Origin of the sequence: Pseudomonas sp. H3(2019) (assembly GCF_007713465.1) — a bacterium.
Lineage (GTDB): Bacteria > Pseudomonadota > Gammaproteobacteria > Pseudomonadales > Pseudomonadaceae > Aquipseudomonas.
In genome coordinates this window covers 1-15758 of record NZ_VMSG01000018.1, presented here as the reverse complement: position 1 = coordinate 15758, position 15758 = coordinate 1, and the positions used below count along the sequence as shown (strand labels likewise).

The window sequence follows — 15758 nt, the reverse complement described above, 5'->3', positions numbered from 1 at the left end:
CGCTGCGCCGCCTCATCCGCTTCCTGTTCGTCAGGCCAGCATTTTGCCTCGGGCTTCCTTCAGATTCGCGGTCACCCACGACACCCTTGCCTCTGGCTAACACTTCCCCTTGCCGGGTGTGTAGAGGACTTTCACCTCCAAGTCGTCCGGTTCATCACCATAACGAGCCGAACAGCGCCAGTCACGGCGCTACGCGCCATGCCTGGCGCACCATAAAAAAGCCCGCCATCGAAGTTCGATGACGGGCTTGTTCGTGTGCAGCACTGTTACATTTCTTTGGTTTTATCATCCTTTGCATCATTTAATACCACCGAGTCGTTCTTCGCTTGATTGGCTGCAAACGCCTGCACAGCCTGCTCATTCGCCGCCATCATCCTGTCGAACGTCCTATCGCCGCCCCCTTCAGCCATTGCAATGGAAGAAAGAATCAAAGCACCTAAAAAAGCACATACTTGAGTAAGTTTCATTCTGACACCTCATTTATAAATGACGATGTCAGGGTATCAATTCGATCCTGTCACGACGGTGGCGCTGACATTACATATTCGTTATCTTGGCTGATGTAAAAAAACCCGCTACTGACTATCAGTCGCGGGCCTTTTAACCCTCAACTAATTAGGCAGCCGGTGTAACTTCGTCTTCCTCCCGACGGTGCGCCCACTGATAAAGCGCCGGCAATATCAGCAACGTCAGCGCCGTCGAGGACAGAATCCCGCCAATCACCACCGTCGCCAGTGGCCGCTGCACCTCCGCTCCGGTCCCGGTGGCCAACGCCATAGGTATAAAGCCGAGCGAGGCCACCAATGCCGTCATCAACACCGGACGCAACCGCGTCAGCGCACCTTCATTGATCGCGCTGCTCAGCGAGCGCCCCTCCTCCCGAAGATTGCGGATGAACGCGATCATCACCAGGCCGTTGAGCACCGCGACCCCGGACAAGGCAATAAAACCGACCCCCGCCGAGATAGACAATGGAATATCCCGTAGCCACAAGGCCATGACCCCACCGGTCAACGCGAATGGAATTCCGGTGAACACCAACAGGCCGTCCTTGAGGTTGCTGAACATCATGAACAGCAGGGCGAACACCAGAAGCAAAGCCACCGGGACCACGATCTGCAAGCGTTTGGCCGCCGATTGCAGCTGCTCAAACTGGCCGCCCCAGTTGGTCCAGTAACCGGCAGGAATCTGCACTTGCTGGTCAATGGCGCGACTGGCTTCCTGCACAAACGAACCAATATCCCGCCCCCGCACGTTGGCGCTGACGATCACCAGACGCTTGCCGTTCTCGCGACTGACTTGGTTTGGCCCCAGAACCAGATCAAGGGTGGCCACTTCCGACAGCGCGATGAACCCAATCTGGTCGGCACTGCCATTGAGCAGCGCCGGCACCGGGATCAGTAGCGTCGACAACCCCTCGACGTCTTTGCGCATGGCATCGGACAAACGCACCACCATGTCGAATCGTCGGTCGCCTTCATACATCGTCCCGGCCTGACGCCCACCGACCGCCACCGCGATGGTGTCTTGCACGTCGCCCACGTTTAGGCCGTAACGTGCGGCTTTGTCACGGTCGATGTTGATGGTCAGCACCGGCAGCCCCGTCGTTTGCTCGACCTTGACCTCGGAGGCGCCATTGATCTTCTGCATAGACGCGGCAATTTTCGCAGCGGTGCTGTTAAGCACCGCCATGTCATCACCGAAGACCTTGACCGCCACGTCGCTGCGCACCCCGGAAATCAGTTCGTTGAAGCGCAACTGAATGGGCTGGGACAGCTCATAGTTGCTGCCCGGCATCGTCGCCGTGGCTTTCTGGATATCAGCAATCAGCGTCTCGCGGGATTTCTTCGGATCAGGCCATTGATCCTTCGGCTTGAGCATCACGTAGCTGTCGGAGATATTCGGCGGCATGGGGTCGGAGGCAATCTCTGCGGTACCTGTACGAGCGAACATGCGCTGGACCTCTGGCACTTTTTCCAACACCAGTTTTTCCAGGCGCTGCTGCATTTCTACCGATTGCGTCAGGCTGGTGCCCGGTACGCGCAAGGCTTGCAGGGCAAAATCCCCTTCGCTGAGGCTCGGCACAAACTCACTGCCCATTCGGCTGGCGACCACGCCCGACACCGCGATCACACCCAATGCCACGGCGAATGCAATCGATCGATGGCTCATGACCCACTCCAGCGCCGGGGCATACACCCGACGCGCCCCACGCATGATCACATTCTCTTCTTCCTTGACCTTGCCAGTCACAAACATGGCAATCGCCGCAGGAACAAAGGTGACGGACAGCAACATGGCGCCCAGCAAGGCAATCACGACAGTGAAGGCCATCGGGTGGAACATTTTTCCTTCAACTCCCGTGAGGGCGAAAATTGGCAGATAGACGACCATGATGATCAACTGGCCGAAAATCAGCGGTCGGCGTGCTTCCTTGGCCGCCGCGAACACTTCGTGAAAGCGTTCGGAACGGGTGAGGATGCGCCCATGGTGTTGCTGCGCATGGGCCAGGCGGCGGATGGCGTTTTCGACAATTACCACCGCACCGTCGACGATGATGCCGAAGTCCAGCGCGCCGAGGCTCATCAGGTTGGCACTGACTTTGTTGGTGAACATGCCGGTGAACGTGAACAGCATGGCCAGCGGAATCACCATCGCCGTGATCAGCGCAGCGCGAATGTTGCCCAGGAACAGGAACAGAATCGCGATCACCAGGATCGCCCCTTCCACCAGGTTCTTCTTGACCGTGGCAATTGCCTTGTCCACCAGGTGGGTGCGGTCGTACACGGTGACCGCGACCACCCCTTTGGGCAGCGAACGGTTGATTTGCTCAAGCTTGCCGGCCACGGCCTGAGACACCGTGCGACTGTTCTCGCCGATCAGCATGAACACCGTGCCGAGCACCACTTCCCGACCGTTTTCGGTCGCGGCACCGGTGCGCAGTTCGCGGCCGATGTCCACGGTGGCGACGTTTTTGATGCGGATCGGTGTGCCGTCGACATTGGCCATGACGATGTTGGCGATGTCGTCGGTGGTCGCCACCTGGCCGGGCGCGCGAATTAGTAACTGCTCGCCGCTGCGCTCTATGTAACCAGCGCCGACGTTGGCGTTGTTGCGCTCCAACGCCGTCACCAGGTCAGTCAGGGTTAGCTTGTAGGCCGCCAGGCGTTTCGGATCGGGGGCAATCTGGTATTCCTTCGCGAAGCCGCCGATGGTGTTGATTTCGGCCACGCCCGGCACGTTGCGCAACTGCGGTTTGATAATCCAGTCCTGGATCACCCGCAAATCAGTCGGCGTGTACGGGCTGCCGTCCTCCTTGAGCGCGCCCTCCTCGGCCTCTACCGTCCAGAGGAAAATCTCCCCGAGACCGGTGGAGATCGGCCCCATAACCGCCTCAACCCCTTCGGGCAGTTGCTCCTTGGCCACCTGCAAGCGTTCGTTGACCAGTTGCCGGGCGAAGAACAGGTCGGTGCCTTCCTTGAAGATCACCGTGACTTGCGACAAGCCCGAGCGCGACAACGAGCGGGTCTGCTCCAGCGCCGGCAATCCAGCCATGGCGGTTTCGATGGGAAAGGTGATGCGCTGCTCGGTTTCCAACGGCGAGAAACCCGCCGCACCGGTGTTGATTTGCACCTGCACGTTGGTGATGTCGGGCACGGCGTCGATCGGCAGCTTTTGATAGCTGGCGATGCCGAGACCGGCCATCAGCAAAACCGCGAGCAGCACGATGATGCACTGCTCGATGGAGAATTGGATCAGGCGTTCAAACATGAGGACTTTCTCGTGGCAATGACGGAGCGGTGGGCGTCTTTAGTGAGCGTGCTCGGCCGAGGCTTTACCCAGTTCAGATTTGAGAATGAAGCTGCCGGCCGTCGCGACCTGGACACCAGCCGCCAGGCCTTCGGTGATCTCGACCAGCCCGGCGGCACGGCTGCCGGTCACCACCGGTTGCGCCTTGAAACCGTCATCGGTGCGGACGAACACCGTGGGTTTGTCCTCCACCGTTTGCAGGGCGGTTTCAGGTACGGCGACTTTGGTCTGACGGGTTTCGGTGTCGACCCGCGCGGTCACGAACAACCCCGGACGCCAGGCGCCTTGCGGGTTGGCCAGGGTCACGCGGACCGTGGCGGTGCGGGTCTGCTCGCCCAGCAAACTGCCGACGTAGGCCACGGTGCCGCTGACTTCGGCGTTGAGTTCCGGAGCACTGACCGTGACCGTTTTGCCCACAAGGACCTTGTTCAAATCCTTCGGGGAAACGCCGAAAGTCACCCACACCCGCGATAAATCCGAGAGCGTGAACGCGTTGGTGGTTTCGCTGACCACCTCCCCCAGCCCCAAGTGCTTTTCCACCACCATGCCGTCGAACGGCGCCCGCAATTCATAGCGATTGCCGCCGCTGGCCACCGAACTGCCGCTGAGTACGCTGATTTTCTGCCGGGCGTTGCCGACAGCGATTTCGGCTTCTTGCAACGCCTGGCGGGCCTGGAGGAAATCCTGCTCGGCAGAGATCTTGTCCTGCCACAGTTGCCGCTCCCGGGCGTAGGTGGTGCGCGCCAACTCCAGACGCCGTTGCGCGGCGGCCTGTTCGCTGCGCTGATCGGAGATCTGCTGGCTGGCGATCACGGCCAGCAACTGGCCCTTTTTCACCGACTGGCCAAGGTTGACGCGCACCGACTCGACCACACCGGGGACGCGCGGAACGATATGCGTCGTGCGGTCTTCGTCGAAACGGATTTCGCCGGGAAACGGCAATGCAAGGCTAATGTCCCGAGCCTTGGCTTCGGCCAACTGAATACCCGCCGCAGCGATCTGCTCGGCACTCAGCGTCAGGTGCCCTTCTTCAGTTTCGCCTTCGGCGTGCGCGGTCTTCGCCTCGCCTTCGTCGGCGTGATCGTCATGGCCCGGTTCATCCTGAGCCTGAGCGACAGCGGTCGGTGCCGTGGCGCTGCCCGGCCAAAATGAGCCAATGCCAATGCCCACCGCGAGGGTCAGTGCGGTGACAAACAGGTGTTTTTTTTCCATGGGGACTCCTGCGCCGTCCCGTTGGCCGGGCAGCGATAAAAAAATGAAGTTCAGCGGCTGCGAGTGAGTGCCTCGACATCGCCGAAAATGCGCTCGATGCGCACCCAGGCGTCGGTCGCCTCGGCTATCGCCTGGATGTATTGGGCGCGGGCGCTGATCAAGGTGCGCTGGGCATCGAGTACGTCGAGGAAGTTGAACTTGCCCATCTCAAAACCACGGGTCGCGGTGTCGACGGCACTTTGCGCGGCCGGCAGGATCGAGCGGTCGAACGATTGGATTTCCGTGTTGGCGGTCAGCCATTGATCCAGGGTGGTCTGGATGTCCGTGCGCAGGCGCAACTCACTGGCGTTGCGCAAGTCGCGAGCCTGATCGGCGCGGCGCGCGGCCGCGAGGATATTGCCCTGGTTGCGGTTGAACAGCGGGATCGGCATCGACAGCCCGACGACGTTGACCCGCTCCCGCTCCAGTTCGCTGTATTGGCTGCCCACACTCACCGTGAGGTCCGGAATCCGCTGGGCTTTCTCCAGGCCCAGAGACGCTTCGCGCTGATCGATTTGCAGCTTGGCCAAGCGCAATTCGGCGGTGTCTTCGATGCGCGCCAGCAAGCGTGACGCCGGCGGCACGGCGGGCATCGAGCGCGCGGAATCACTGACCCTCGCAAAGTCAGGCACCGGTGCGCCCATGACCTGGACCAATTGCTGCCAGGCACTGGCCTCGTCGCGTTCGGCTCTTCTGAGTTCCAGGCGCACTTCCGATAACTGAACCTCGGCGCGCGTCCCTTCAACCGGCGATGACTTGCCGCTGTTGATCCGCCCTTGCGCCACGCGCACACCGCGCTCGGCGAGTTCCAGCGACTGGCGTGACAACAGCAAGCGTTGCTGCGCCGTCGAAGCGCCGTAGAACGCCTGAATGACATCGGCCCGCAACACGTTGCGCTTGCGCTCCAACTCAATGCCAGCCGCATCCTGGGCGCGGCTGGCGACGTCGATCCTGGCCCCGCGCTTGCCACCGAGTTCGATCGGCTGATTGAGCTTCACCGTGGTGGTTCGCGAGTTGCGCCGAGTGTCTTCCGCCTCCCAGGACACCTCGGGATTGGGGATCAAACCCGCTTGCTGCCGATCGCCCTGGGCAATGCCGATTTCCCACTGCGCCGCTGCCAGATCGGGGTTGTTGGCAAACGCCGTTTGCAGGGCTTGGTCCATGGTCAGCGCCGGGGAAGCCGAAGCGGCGGCCACGCTCGCACCGGCCCAGGACAACAGGCAAGTCAAACCGAGGACTCTGGTTATATTCAACGAAACTATTAACGTTCGATGCCAGCACACTTTCAGACTTCCTTTAAAGCACTAATAATTCAATGGCCTCAATGTAGAGTTGCGCAGCTATCAACAAGGTGACTGCAACATTACAAATACGTTATCCAAGGTTCCGGCTGGACTTTTTGCACTAACATAGCCAAGAGAAAAAACTGAATAACCACACAGGCAATATGAAGAAACAAATGCCCGCCACTTATCCGCTGAACAGCACTTGTCGAAGTACCACAACCCTGCAAGCCACCCTCTGAGCATGCGACATGTTGTCGCTAACCTCGAATTTACAGCTCAAGAACAAGGCTTTGGCTTGACCCTGTAGCAGCTACAGGCTTTACGGTGGCGCTCATTGCAGAATTTAAAACGCCCCACGCATTCGGTCAGAGAGCCCTAAAACAACAACTAACTTTTCTGAATAAGCTAACTGTTTTTATTATTTAAAAGGTGAACTAGCATGCGAATCCTTGTAGTCGAGGACGAGCTTAAAACTGCCGAATACTTGCACCAGGGCCTGACTGAAAGTGGCTATGTAGTTGACCGGGCCGCGACGGGCGCGGATGGACTCCATCTGGCGCGTCAACAGGTTTACGACTTGGTGATACTTGATGTCAATCTTCCGGAACTTGATGGCTGGGGGGTGCTTGAGCACCTGCGCCAAAGCAGCAACACGAGGGTCATGATGCTGACGGCCCGAGGGCGCCTGTCGGACAAGATCCGCGGTCTCGATCTGGGCGCCGATGACTATCTGGTCAAGCCGTTCGAGTTTCCGGAGCTGCTGGCCCGGGTACGGACCCTGATGCGCCGTAGCGAGCACATTCCAGTGCCGCAGGTTTTGAAAGTCGCCGATCTGGAACTCGACCAGGGACGCCATCGTGCATTTCGTGGTGAGCAGCGCATCGACCTTACGACCAAGGAATTTGCGCTGCTGCACTTGCTGATGCGTCAGTCGGGAGAAGTGCTCTCCCGCACCCAAATCATTTCGTTGGTCTGGGACATGAACTTTGACTGTGACACCAACGTGGTCGAGGTTTCAATCCGTCGCTTGAGAGCCAAAATCGACGACCCTTTCGACAACAAATTGATCCATACCCTGCGCGGTGTTGGCTACGTGCTGGAGGCGCGAGAATGAAGCCGGCCAGCCTGTCGATGCGACTAGGTTTGACGGTGAGTATACTGGGGGCATTGCTGGTGGTGTTTCTGGCTGTGCTGGCGTTTATCGCGCTGACGCACGAGTTGGACAAGCTGTCCAAAGCCAGCCTGGACACGAAAATGCAACAGGTCGAACACAGCCTTTCACTGTATGAAAACCCGGGCGACATCAACACCAAACCGCACTCATTGCTGGATCAAGTGATGGGTCATGACAACCTCAATCTGACCATCTATGACCTGGAAAACCTGAGGACTCCCCTCTTGAAGTTTGGCTCTGGCTTGTCAGACCCGAGGGTGGAGTTGAAGGCTACTACGACGGCCATCGACAAAATTTCGTACTCCAAAAGCGCCGATGCAGAGGGTCGGCACTTCCTGACCGCATCCAAGCTCATCCGACTGAAGAACGGTACGAGCGTCCCCGTATTGCTGTCGATTGATTGTGCCAACGATGAAGCGCTGCTCAGCGCCTACCTGAGTTCGACGATCATTGCGTTGCCGCTGCTGCTGATCCTCATCGGAATCAGTGCCTGGGCTGTGGTGCAACGAGGCCTCGCGCCACTTCGGGAGTTCCGCAAGGTCGCCGCCATGATTTCGGCTCAGGACCTCAGCCATCGACTCTCGGTAGTCAAGATGCCTCAGGAACTCAGTGAATTGGCCCATGGCATCAACTTCATGCTGCACCGACTCGACAATGGCGTTCAGCAGTTATCACAATTCTCCGATGACCTAGCCCACGAACTGCGCTCGCCCATTACTAACCTGATGGGTAAGGCCCAGGTGACCCTTTCCCGGGAACGCCCGACAGAAGAGTACAAAGCGGTGTTGGAGTCCTGCACTGAAGAGCTGGGTCGGGTGACCCGAATTGTCTCGGACATGCTCTTCCTGGCGCAGGTCAGTCACCCGGCGGCGCTGGTCCCGTTCGAGACCATTTCTTTAGAAGACGAAGCCTTGAAGGTCGTCGATCTATTTTCGCTGTCGGCGGAAGAGAAACGGATCAGCCTGAGCGTCACCGGAAATGGAAAGACCATTGGCGACAGACTGATGATTCAGCGAGCGATTTCAAACCTGTTATCTAATGCAATACGCTACTGCCCAGCAGGACAATCCATTTCAATTATCATTGAAAACCGTGCTGAGCAAGTCTCTCTGCTGGTGGGCAACCCTGGCGCAGGCATCGAAACGCAGCATCTGACGCACTTGTTCGACCGCTTTTATCGAGTCGATACCAGCCGCTCGCGTGCGGAAGGTGGTACCGGTCTTGGCTTGGCGATTGTTCGATCTATCATGAGCCTCCATCAGGGAACGGCAGAGGTTCAAAGTATGCCTGGCAGTATCACAGTGTTCCGGCTGATGTTTCCAAGCATCGACGGGCAAGCAACTTGGAGAAGTCAGAAATAGAAATATGAATGTGCCTCCGGCCCCTTAGGTGGGGAGTCGGAGGCATAGTTTCATTATGAGTCAGAGCCAGAATTGGATCGTCACAAGGTACATGTTTAGTATTTCATATCTTCATTTTAAGGAGAAAGCCAATGAACAAAATCATATCAAGCCAGGTTTTAATCTGTGACACACTCTGGCTCTTGAGTAAATGTACGCGAGACATCAACTGCGCCTAAGCCTTCTAAGGTTCGACGACCAATCAGAACTGGATAGTTCATATTCCCTCGATCCCTCAAAGAAAACTCTTCGCTGTACACCTTATTACCAATACACATTGACATTGTAACGACTGGGCGATGTTCAGCGCCGCCGGCGCCTCTCACCTTCACGTTTCTCTCGACGGGTCGCTCGAAGAGTGCACTAGTCAGTTTTTTAGTTTTGGTGTCTTTGACCTCGACTTTGAAACGCACCCACTCTTCTCCATCTTTCCGGTACCGTTCCAAGTCTTTCGCATCCATGGATGAAGTAAGGGCGCCAGTATCCAGCTTTACTTTTACGGTAATACTTTCCGGTAAAATTATTCCTTCTTCGACCCAGCCAAAGACTTTTTCTGTCTTGGTGGTTGCTGAAAAAGCAGGTGACGCTGCTAAAGCAAAAAATATCGGTAGTGCAGCCCAGTTGAAAACCTTCCAAATCATCGGGCGCCCCCTATTAATAGACGAATAGACACAAGTAAAGGCACATTTAGTTTTTGATGCCACATCCAACATTTTATCGAACGAACGAATGAACATTGACTTCTAGAATGATATTTTATTTTTCACATAATCGAAAACTATTGAACGCGACCAGCAAACTCAATCCCTGCGCCGGCGGCAGCTATCGCAAACCGATTTACCCATGGGTGGAGCATCGCTTATCTCATTACCTACCATAACCCTCTGCGAGTACAGGTTTGTAATTAGTTAAAAATCAGATACTTCAAATAAGTCAGTGCACCATACCCTCATGATCGTCAGCCAGTTGGTCGTGGAAATCAGATCCTTCCATTTGAACGGTAGTGTGGCTGATGTGGAACTTACCACTCATAAGACTGGTTACTTCAGACAAAATAGCTTGCTCGCTGCGAGAAGCCGAGTCAGCGACAAGATGGACGCTCATAATAATTTTACCACTGGTCAAAGCCCAGATATGCAAATCGTGGATATTCTTGACCCCCTCAATGCCATAAAGCGTCGCCTCTACCTGCTCGATATCGATGCCCTCTGGAACCCCTTGCAGCAATATGTTCATGCTTTCCTTGAGCAAAGACCAAGTCCTGGGCAGCACCCAGAACCCGATGCCAGCTGCGACAAGTGAGTCAACCCAGCTCCAACCGGTGAAGCGGATTAAAAGAGCTGCAATGATGACGCCAATAGACCCCACCATATCGCTCCAAACCTCTAAATAAGCGCCCTTCACATTGAGACTTTCCCCGCTGGCAGCGCTCAACAGGCGCATTGAAATGAGGTTGACGATGAGCCCGATCACCGCAATGACCAACATGCCAGTCGACTGGATTTCTGCCGGGACTTTAAGTCGAAGATACGCTTCATACACGATGTATATAGCGACTAAAAACAACAAGACCGCATTGAAGGTGGCTGCAAGTATTTCGAATCGTGCATACCCAAAAGTGCGCTTCCTATCCGCAGAGCGCTTGGCAATATGAATAGCGACCAAGGATATCGCCAAAGCCGCAACGTCTGTCAGCATATGCGCCGCATCTGACAGTAAGGCCAGGCTGCCGGTGACAAAGGCTCCGATAACCTCAGTAATCATAAAGCTTGTCGTCAGGGCAAGTGCGATCCACAACATCTTTTCGTGCCCCGCACGTACTTGGCCGTGACTGTGCCCTGAACTCATGACCTTTTCCCCAAACGCCGCTCGCTGAAACTCCAACCATCCTGGTAGCACCCTTGCTACGAGTCGATTGCAGAATATAAAGACCTGCTGATACCCCAAACCGTTCCATGTCATGAAACACTACATTCCAGGGTTGGTACTGGTTTGAGGTAGAATTCAATCAAAAGCGCGAAATCGCAGTCTTAATCGAACATTTCCTGCAAAAACGATTTTTTGCGGTACGGCTGTTGCCCCTGATGCCCACCCTGACTTTGATGGCCACTCTGATGACCGCTTTGATGGCCACCATCTCTCCATCCGCCGCTGTGACTTCCTCGCTGATCTCCATGAGCTTGGCTATTCCCATGTTGGTTGTAACCAGGTTGTTCTGCTGGAGGAGGACTTTGCACAGGTGAGGTTAGGTTCTGTGGAAGAAACCTGACGGCCTCCTGTTGTTGGCTGCGCTCAATGATTTTGTCGAGTTCACCTCGGTCGAGCCAAACACCACGGCATTGTGGGCAATAGTCAATTTCGATGCTCTGGCGCTCAGTCATTACCAGAGCTGTATCTTTGCAGATGGGGCATTGCATAATTTAATTCCTTATGTAAGTAGTCAATTGACGATGCAGCTTTCGCATCACCGACGCAGTAGTCGCAGTCCATTGAATACGACGAGCAGGCTCGCCCCCATATCGGCGAAAACAGCCATCCACAACGTTGCGTGGCCGGACAACGCAAGCGCCAGAAAAACAACTTTGATGCCCAAGGCCAGTCCGATGTTTTGCTTCAAGACAGAGGCACATCGACGACTCAGGCTAATAAAATCAGCAATCTTGCGTGGATCGTCATCCATGATGGCGACATCAGCCGTTTCAAGCGCTGTGGCAGTCCCAGCAGCCCCCATCGCAAAACCAATGTCGGCTTGCGCCAATGCCGGAGCATCGTTCACGCCATCGCCCACCATGCCAACAGAACCAAAACGGCGTTTGAGTTCAGCGACGGCGGTTTGTTTATCCTCCGGCATGAGGTTTCCACGTGCATCCTGTATGCCCAGCTGATCGGAAATTGACTTGGCCGTTGCTGGGTTATCCCCCGTGAGCATCACAGGTACGACATTCAGTGCTTTCAGAGCGGTCACGGCCGCAAAGCTTTCAGGCCTTACTGTGTCAGCTACAGCAAAAATCGCCACTGGGCCGTTGGCTGCGCAGAGCACGATTACAGTCTTGCCCGCGTTTTCCAGCAGCGACAATCGGGCCTCAAGGGCCGGGGAACATACGCCCAGCTCTTCAACCAAGCGGTGGTTACCCAAGTGCCATGATTGGCCATCGATAACGCCTTTGACGCCACGACCGTTGAGTACGCCGAAGTCTTCAACCGGCAGAGTCGCTGCATCCGGTTGCTGTAATTTCCATCCGCTGACCAAGGCCTTCGCCACTGGGTGTGTACTGTGTTCGTCGAGACTAGCTGCGATCTGCAAAGCCGTCTCGATGGGCAGATCACCAAACGGCTCGGTATCGGTCAATACCGGCTTGCCTTGTGTCAAGGTGCCGGTCTTGTCGAGTGCCACAACCTTAAGCAGTCGGCCGCTTTCAAGGTACGCACCACCTTTGATCAAGATGCCATGTCTGGCAGCTGCGGCTAACCCGCTGACTACAGTAATTGGTGTTGAAACAACCAAGGCGCACGGGCAGGCGATTACCAGTAAGACCAGCGCCTGATAGAGCCAATCGCCCCAGGCTCCACCGATCAGAACAGGGCCTAATACAGCAACCATGAGGGCAAGAACCACCACGGCGGGGGTGTAATAATGTGCAAACTGATCGACGAACCGTTGAGTAGGTGCTCGTTGAGATTGCGCGTCTTGTATGGCCGCAGCAATACGAGCAAGAGTGCTTTCCCCTGCTACGGCAGTCACGGTAGCTTCAACCACTCCGTCGGTAACAATGCTGCCTGCATAAAGTGGGTCCCCGATCTGCTTATCAACAGGTAGGCTTTCGCCGGTAATTGGAGCCTGATCCAGCGCTGCGCGACCAGAGTCGACGCTGGCATCCAAAGGCACTCGCGAACCTGTGCGAACCCGAATGCGGCTACCGAGTAATACACTCGCCACCGGCTGGTCCTTCCACCCGCCGTCAGTCATGACTTCAGCGGTTTCTGGCGCCAATGCGGTCAGCGACTTGATCGCGTTGCGCGCACGCTCTAGAGAAAGCGCTTCGATAGCTTCAGCAATGGCGAAAAGGAAAACCACCATCGCTGCTTCGGGCCATTTACCGATGACGAGGGCACCAACGACAGCCAACGACATCAAGAAATAGATGTTCAGCGTGAAGTTCTTGACCGCAATCCACCCTTTTTTAAGTGTAGGCAGACCAGCGCTCAGGATAGATAGAGCAGCCAGTACTATCACTGGCCAAGAGCCTTCTTGCCCGGTTGTCCACGCAATGACTTCAGCGGCGATAGCCGCCACGCCGCTGATGGCCAACAACCCTTTCAATTTTGCACTCAGCGCTGGGGGAATCGCCGATGGCGCGGCACCGGCTTCAATCAGGCTCGGCCCCATATCCAACGCGACTAATGCGGTGACGATTGACTGCGGATCATCCAAGCGGTGATGCACGGTCAACTCACGATTCAAGAGATTGAAGTCGAGTCGGACAATTCCGGACATGGGTTCCAGCCGGTTACGGATCAGGCGCTCCTCTGTGGGGCAATCCATTTTGTCGATGCGATACCGAACATTGCTAGTCCCTTCCGGAGCTGGATTGCTCCTGCTGGTCGCAAAACCTTCTGTTGCTTGAGTACCATGAGCGCAGCACGCATCGGCATGATCGTGATCGTGCGCGGCGTGATCGTGCTTGCTAGTCGCTAAATTTTCTGTGGCTTGCGAGCCATGATCGTGGACATGCGCGGCGTGATCATGCTGGTGCGCTTTGTGATGGGCGGGCTCAACAGCCTTAGCGACCGCATGCTGATGGTTAGATCCACAACAATCGTCTTTCTTCTGAACGTGAAGATGGAGGATCGGCTTAGCCTTGCTTTCCTGACTCATGGTGCTTCTACCGGTAAGAACAATGGCGCCATTCAACAGCCTGTACCTACTACAGGGTCAAGCGAAGACTTAGTACTAAGCACGCAAACAGCTGTTTCATACCTTGATCCCTATGGTTTTTGGTAGAGCCGTTTTTTCTAGTCCGTTCGACAATCAGAGGGAACTAATGGTCCTGAAACGCCCCTAGGTGGCGACGCGCCGTTTTTCAGGACAGCCGATTGCTCAACTGCCACTGAACCAGTTGTAACCCTGATCCTCCCAATAACCTCCGGGGTAGTCATTGGTCACAAAAATCTCCACAACATGCTTGGGATTCTTGAAGCCCAGTTTGGTTGGCATACGCAGCCGCAGGGGGTAACCGTATTCCGGCGGTAAAACCTGATCGTCGTAACTCAGGGTCAGCAGCGTCTGCGCGTGCAGAGCCGTGGGCATGTCGATGCTGGTGTAATAGTTATCAGCGCATTTGAGCCCCACATATCTGGCGCTGGTATCGGCACCCACACGTTGCAGAAAGGTCGAAAAAATCACTCCGCCCCATTTGCCAATGGCGCTCCAGCCCTCCACACAAATCAGCCGCGTGACCTGACTGGTGTGTGGCAACCGGTTCAATTCGGCAAGGGTCCAGCTGTGCTTGTCCTGAACCAATCCACCCACCACGAGTTTGAAACCATCACCGTCGATATTCGGGATGCTGTTGCGGTCGTAGTAGGCATTGAAGGGAAACGGCCGCGTCATCATCGACTCAGGGTAGGTTGGTGCCAGTCTGCTCGGATCGAATAGCGCCGCCTGAACCTTGTCATTGAAGCGCGAGACCATTTTCAACATGGACTCCACCGAGTCGCTGTCATCCAGGCGACAGCCCGTCAGCAATACAATCCCCCCCAGCGTCCAGGCATGGCGAAGAAACTGTCTGCGTGCGGGCAGATCAAGTTCTTGCGCCACCGACTTGATGATGGCGGACTCATCAAGCCCGCCTTTTCCCGTTTCTCCGATCATGGTTAGTGCCCGCGCAGCATGGCAATCAGGGTGCGCGGCACGAGGGTCACCATCACCAGATGCACCACGATAAAGGCGACCAACAGGGCCATGCAGACAAAATGCACGATGCGCGCTGAGTCATAACCGCCCATCAGCTCCCTCAGCAAAGGAAACTGCACTGACTTCCAGATCACCAGTCCCGACAGCACGAGCACAATGAGATCGAGCACAACAAACAGGTAGGCGAGCTTTTGCAGGGCGTTGTATTGCCGCAAGTCCGCATGAGCGAGCTTGCCTCTGAGAGCCGCTAGGAAATCATGAAAGACGTCAGTGGGGCGGATGGGGAAGAACTTGTAGACGATGCGGCCGGAGAAGATATTCAGCAGCAGGTAAACAATGCCGTTGATGACCAATATCCACATCGCTGCAAAGTGCCAAAGCAGCGCACCCGCCAACCAGCCGCCCAGGGTGATACTGGCGGGAATCTGAAAGGAAAAAATTGGCGAGGCGTTATAGATACGCCAGCCGCTCATCACCAGAACGAGCACTGCGATGACGTTGATCCAGTGGGTCAGCCGGAGCCAAATCGGGTGAATAGTTTGGGGGCTACTCATCATTTCTATCCTGCCGGTACAGTGCCGGCGAATCCCCCCGACCACCACGAAATGTGTTGGCTCAATCCCCCATTGTTAACCAGCAACTCCAATGGAGTCGCAAACAGCGCCGACCTGGCTACATATCTATCAAGACTAGCATCGGCTTATAGACGCTGTTTTACATTATTCATCCTGGCACTTTGTGCAGATGCGCAGAGCCTGATCAGTGCTGGCCGGCTTGATCCAGGCGATACGTCGCTCAGGGGGCTTATTCCAACGTTTGCCCCGCCTGTGCGATAGCTTTCCAGGTTTTGCCTTCGTCTTGCGACAGATAGACGTCACGCTTGATAGTCGCCATCGCCCACTCCTGAGCATTGGCCGGGCTTT

The 15758-nt window shown here is 56.0% G+C and carries 12 protein-coding genes; 2 read left to right on the top strand and 10 right to left on the bottom strand.

Annotated features, from left to right (window positions below):
* Positions 1 to 266: 266 nt before the first annotated feature.
* From FPT12_RS18300 to FPT12_RS18285, 4 genes are all read right to left on the bottom strand, one after another.
* Positions 267 to 467, bottom strand: a complete 201-nt coding sequence (locus FPT12_RS18300) for a co-regulatory protein PtrA N-terminal domain-containing protein (protein ID WP_145018158.1) — start codon at positions 465 to 467, stop codon at positions 267 to 269.
* Positions 468 to 615: 148 nt separating this feature from the next.
* Positions 616 to 3771, bottom strand: coding sequence for a CusA/CzcA family heavy metal efflux RND transporter (locus tag FPT12_RS18295; protein WP_145018156.1), 3156 nt, complete (start codon positions 3769 to 3771; stop codon positions 616 to 618).
* 39 nt (positions 3772 to 3810) lie between these two features.
* On the bottom strand, positions 3811 to 5022 hold the full coding sequence (locus FPT12_RS18290) for an efflux RND transporter periplasmic adaptor subunit (protein WP_145018154.1): 1212 nt from the start codon (positions 5020 to 5022) through the stop codon (positions 3811 to 3813).
* A gap of 50 nt (positions 5023 to 5072) precedes the next feature.
* A complete protein-coding gene (locus FPT12_RS18285; protein ID WP_256676803.1) occupies positions 5073 to 6290 on the bottom strand; it encodes a TolC family protein in 1218 nt (405 codons plus the stop codon).
* Positions 6291 to 6786: 496 nt separating this feature from the next.
* On the opposite strand from FPT12_RS18285, the gene FPT12_RS18280 reads away from it, so the two are divergent.
* Both FPT12_RS18280 and FPT12_RS18275 read left to right on the top strand, forming a co-directional pair.
* Positions 6787 to 7461 carry a heavy metal response regulator transcription factor gene (locus FPT12_RS18280; RefSeq protein ID WP_145018152.1) on the top strand — a complete coding sequence of 225 codons (675 nt, stop codon included), beginning with the start codon at positions 6787 to 6789 and terminating at the stop codon, positions 7459 to 7461.
* Positions 7458 to 8882 (top strand): heavy metal sensor histidine kinase, encoded by a 1425-nt coding sequence (locus tag FPT12_RS18275; RefSeq protein WP_145018150.1) that lies wholly within the window; start codon positions 7458 to 7460, stop codon positions 8880 to 8882. Before FPT12_RS18280 ends, FPT12_RS18275 begins: the two co-directional genes overlap by 4 nt.
* Before the next feature lie 158 nt (positions 8883 to 9040).
* Here the strand turns inward: FPT12_RS18275 and FPT12_RS18270 are convergent, their stop codons facing one another.
* From FPT12_RS18270 to FPT12_RS18245, 6 genes are all read right to left on the bottom strand, one after another.
* Positions 9041 to 9562, bottom strand: a complete 522-nt coding sequence (locus tag FPT12_RS18270) for an ATP-dependent zinc protease (protein WP_145018147.1) — start codon at positions 9560 to 9562, stop codon at positions 9041 to 9043.
* A gap of 292 nt (positions 9563 to 9854) precedes the next feature.
* Entirely contained in the window at positions 9855 to 10769 is a 915-nt protein-coding gene (locus tag FPT12_RS18265; protein WP_145018144.1) for a cation diffusion facilitator family transporter, read from the bottom strand.
* 182 nt (positions 10770 to 10951) lie between these two features.
* Entirely contained in the window at positions 10952 to 11338 is a 387-nt protein-coding gene (locus tag FPT12_RS18260; protein WP_145018142.1) for a zf-TFIIB domain-containing protein, read from the bottom strand.
* A gap of 47 nt (positions 11339 to 11385) precedes the next feature.
* The gene (locus FPT12_RS18255) at positions 11386 to 13797 is read right to left on the bottom strand and encodes a heavy metal translocating P-type ATPase (protein ID WP_256676802.1); all 2412 of its coding nucleotides are present in this window, start codon (positions 13795 to 13797) and stop codon (positions 11386 to 11388) included.
* Between the two features lie 222 nt (positions 13798 to 14019).
* Complete coding sequence (locus FPT12_RS18250; protein WP_145018139.1) at positions 14020 to 14793, bottom strand: molybdopterin-dependent oxidoreductase; 774 nt, start codon at positions 14791 to 14793, stop codon at positions 14020 to 14022.
* 2 nt (positions 14794 to 14795) lie between these two features.
* The gene (locus tag FPT12_RS18245) at positions 14796 to 15389 is read right to left on the bottom strand and encodes a cytochrome b/b6 domain-containing protein (protein ID WP_145018136.1); all 594 of its coding nucleotides are present in this window, start codon (positions 15387 to 15389) and stop codon (positions 14796 to 14798) included.
* Between the last annotated feature and the right edge of the window lie 369 nt (positions 15390 to 15758).

Coding starts and splice junctions, on each gene's coding strand:
- FPT12_RS18300 (WP_145018158.1), bottom strand. CDS start 467: ATGAAACTTACTCAAGTATGTGCTTTTTTAGGTGCTTTGATTCTTTCT.
- FPT12_RS18295 (WP_145018156.1), bottom strand. CDS start 3,771: ATGTTTGAACGCCTGATCCAATTCTCCATCGAGCAGTGCATCATCGTG.
- FPT12_RS18290 (WP_145018154.1), bottom strand. CDS start 5,022: ATGGAAAAAAAACACCTGTTTGTCACCGCACTGACCCTCGCGGTGGGC.
- FPT12_RS18280 (WP_145018152.1), top strand. CDS start 6,787: ATGCGAATCCTTGTAGTCGAGGACGAGCTTAAAACTGCCGAATACTTG.
- FPT12_RS18275 (WP_145018150.1), top strand. CDS start 7,458: ATGAAGCCGGCCAGCCTGTCGATGCGACTAGGTTTGACGGTGAGTATA.
- FPT12_RS18270 (WP_145018147.1), bottom strand. CDS start 9,562: ATGATTTGGAAGGTTTTCAACTGGGCTGCACTACCGATATTTTTTGCT.
- FPT12_RS18265 (WP_145018144.1), bottom strand. CDS start 10,769: ATGAGTTCAGGGCACAGTCACGGCCAAGTACGTGCGGGGCACGAAAAG.
- FPT12_RS18260 (WP_145018142.1), bottom strand. CDS start 11,338: ATGCAATGCCCCATCTGCAAAGATACAGCTCTGGTAATGACTGAGCGC.
- FPT12_RS18255 (WP_256676802.1), bottom strand. CDS start 13,797: ATGAGTCAGGAAAGCAAGGCTAAGCCGATCCTCCATCTTCACGTTCAG.
- FPT12_RS18250 (WP_145018139.1), bottom strand. CDS start 14,793: ATGATCGGAGAAACGGGAAAAGGCGGGCTTGATGAGTCCGCCATCATC.
- FPT12_RS18245 (WP_145018136.1), bottom strand. CDS start 15,389: ATGAGTAGCCCCCAAACTATTCACCCGATTTGGCTCCGGCTGACCCAC.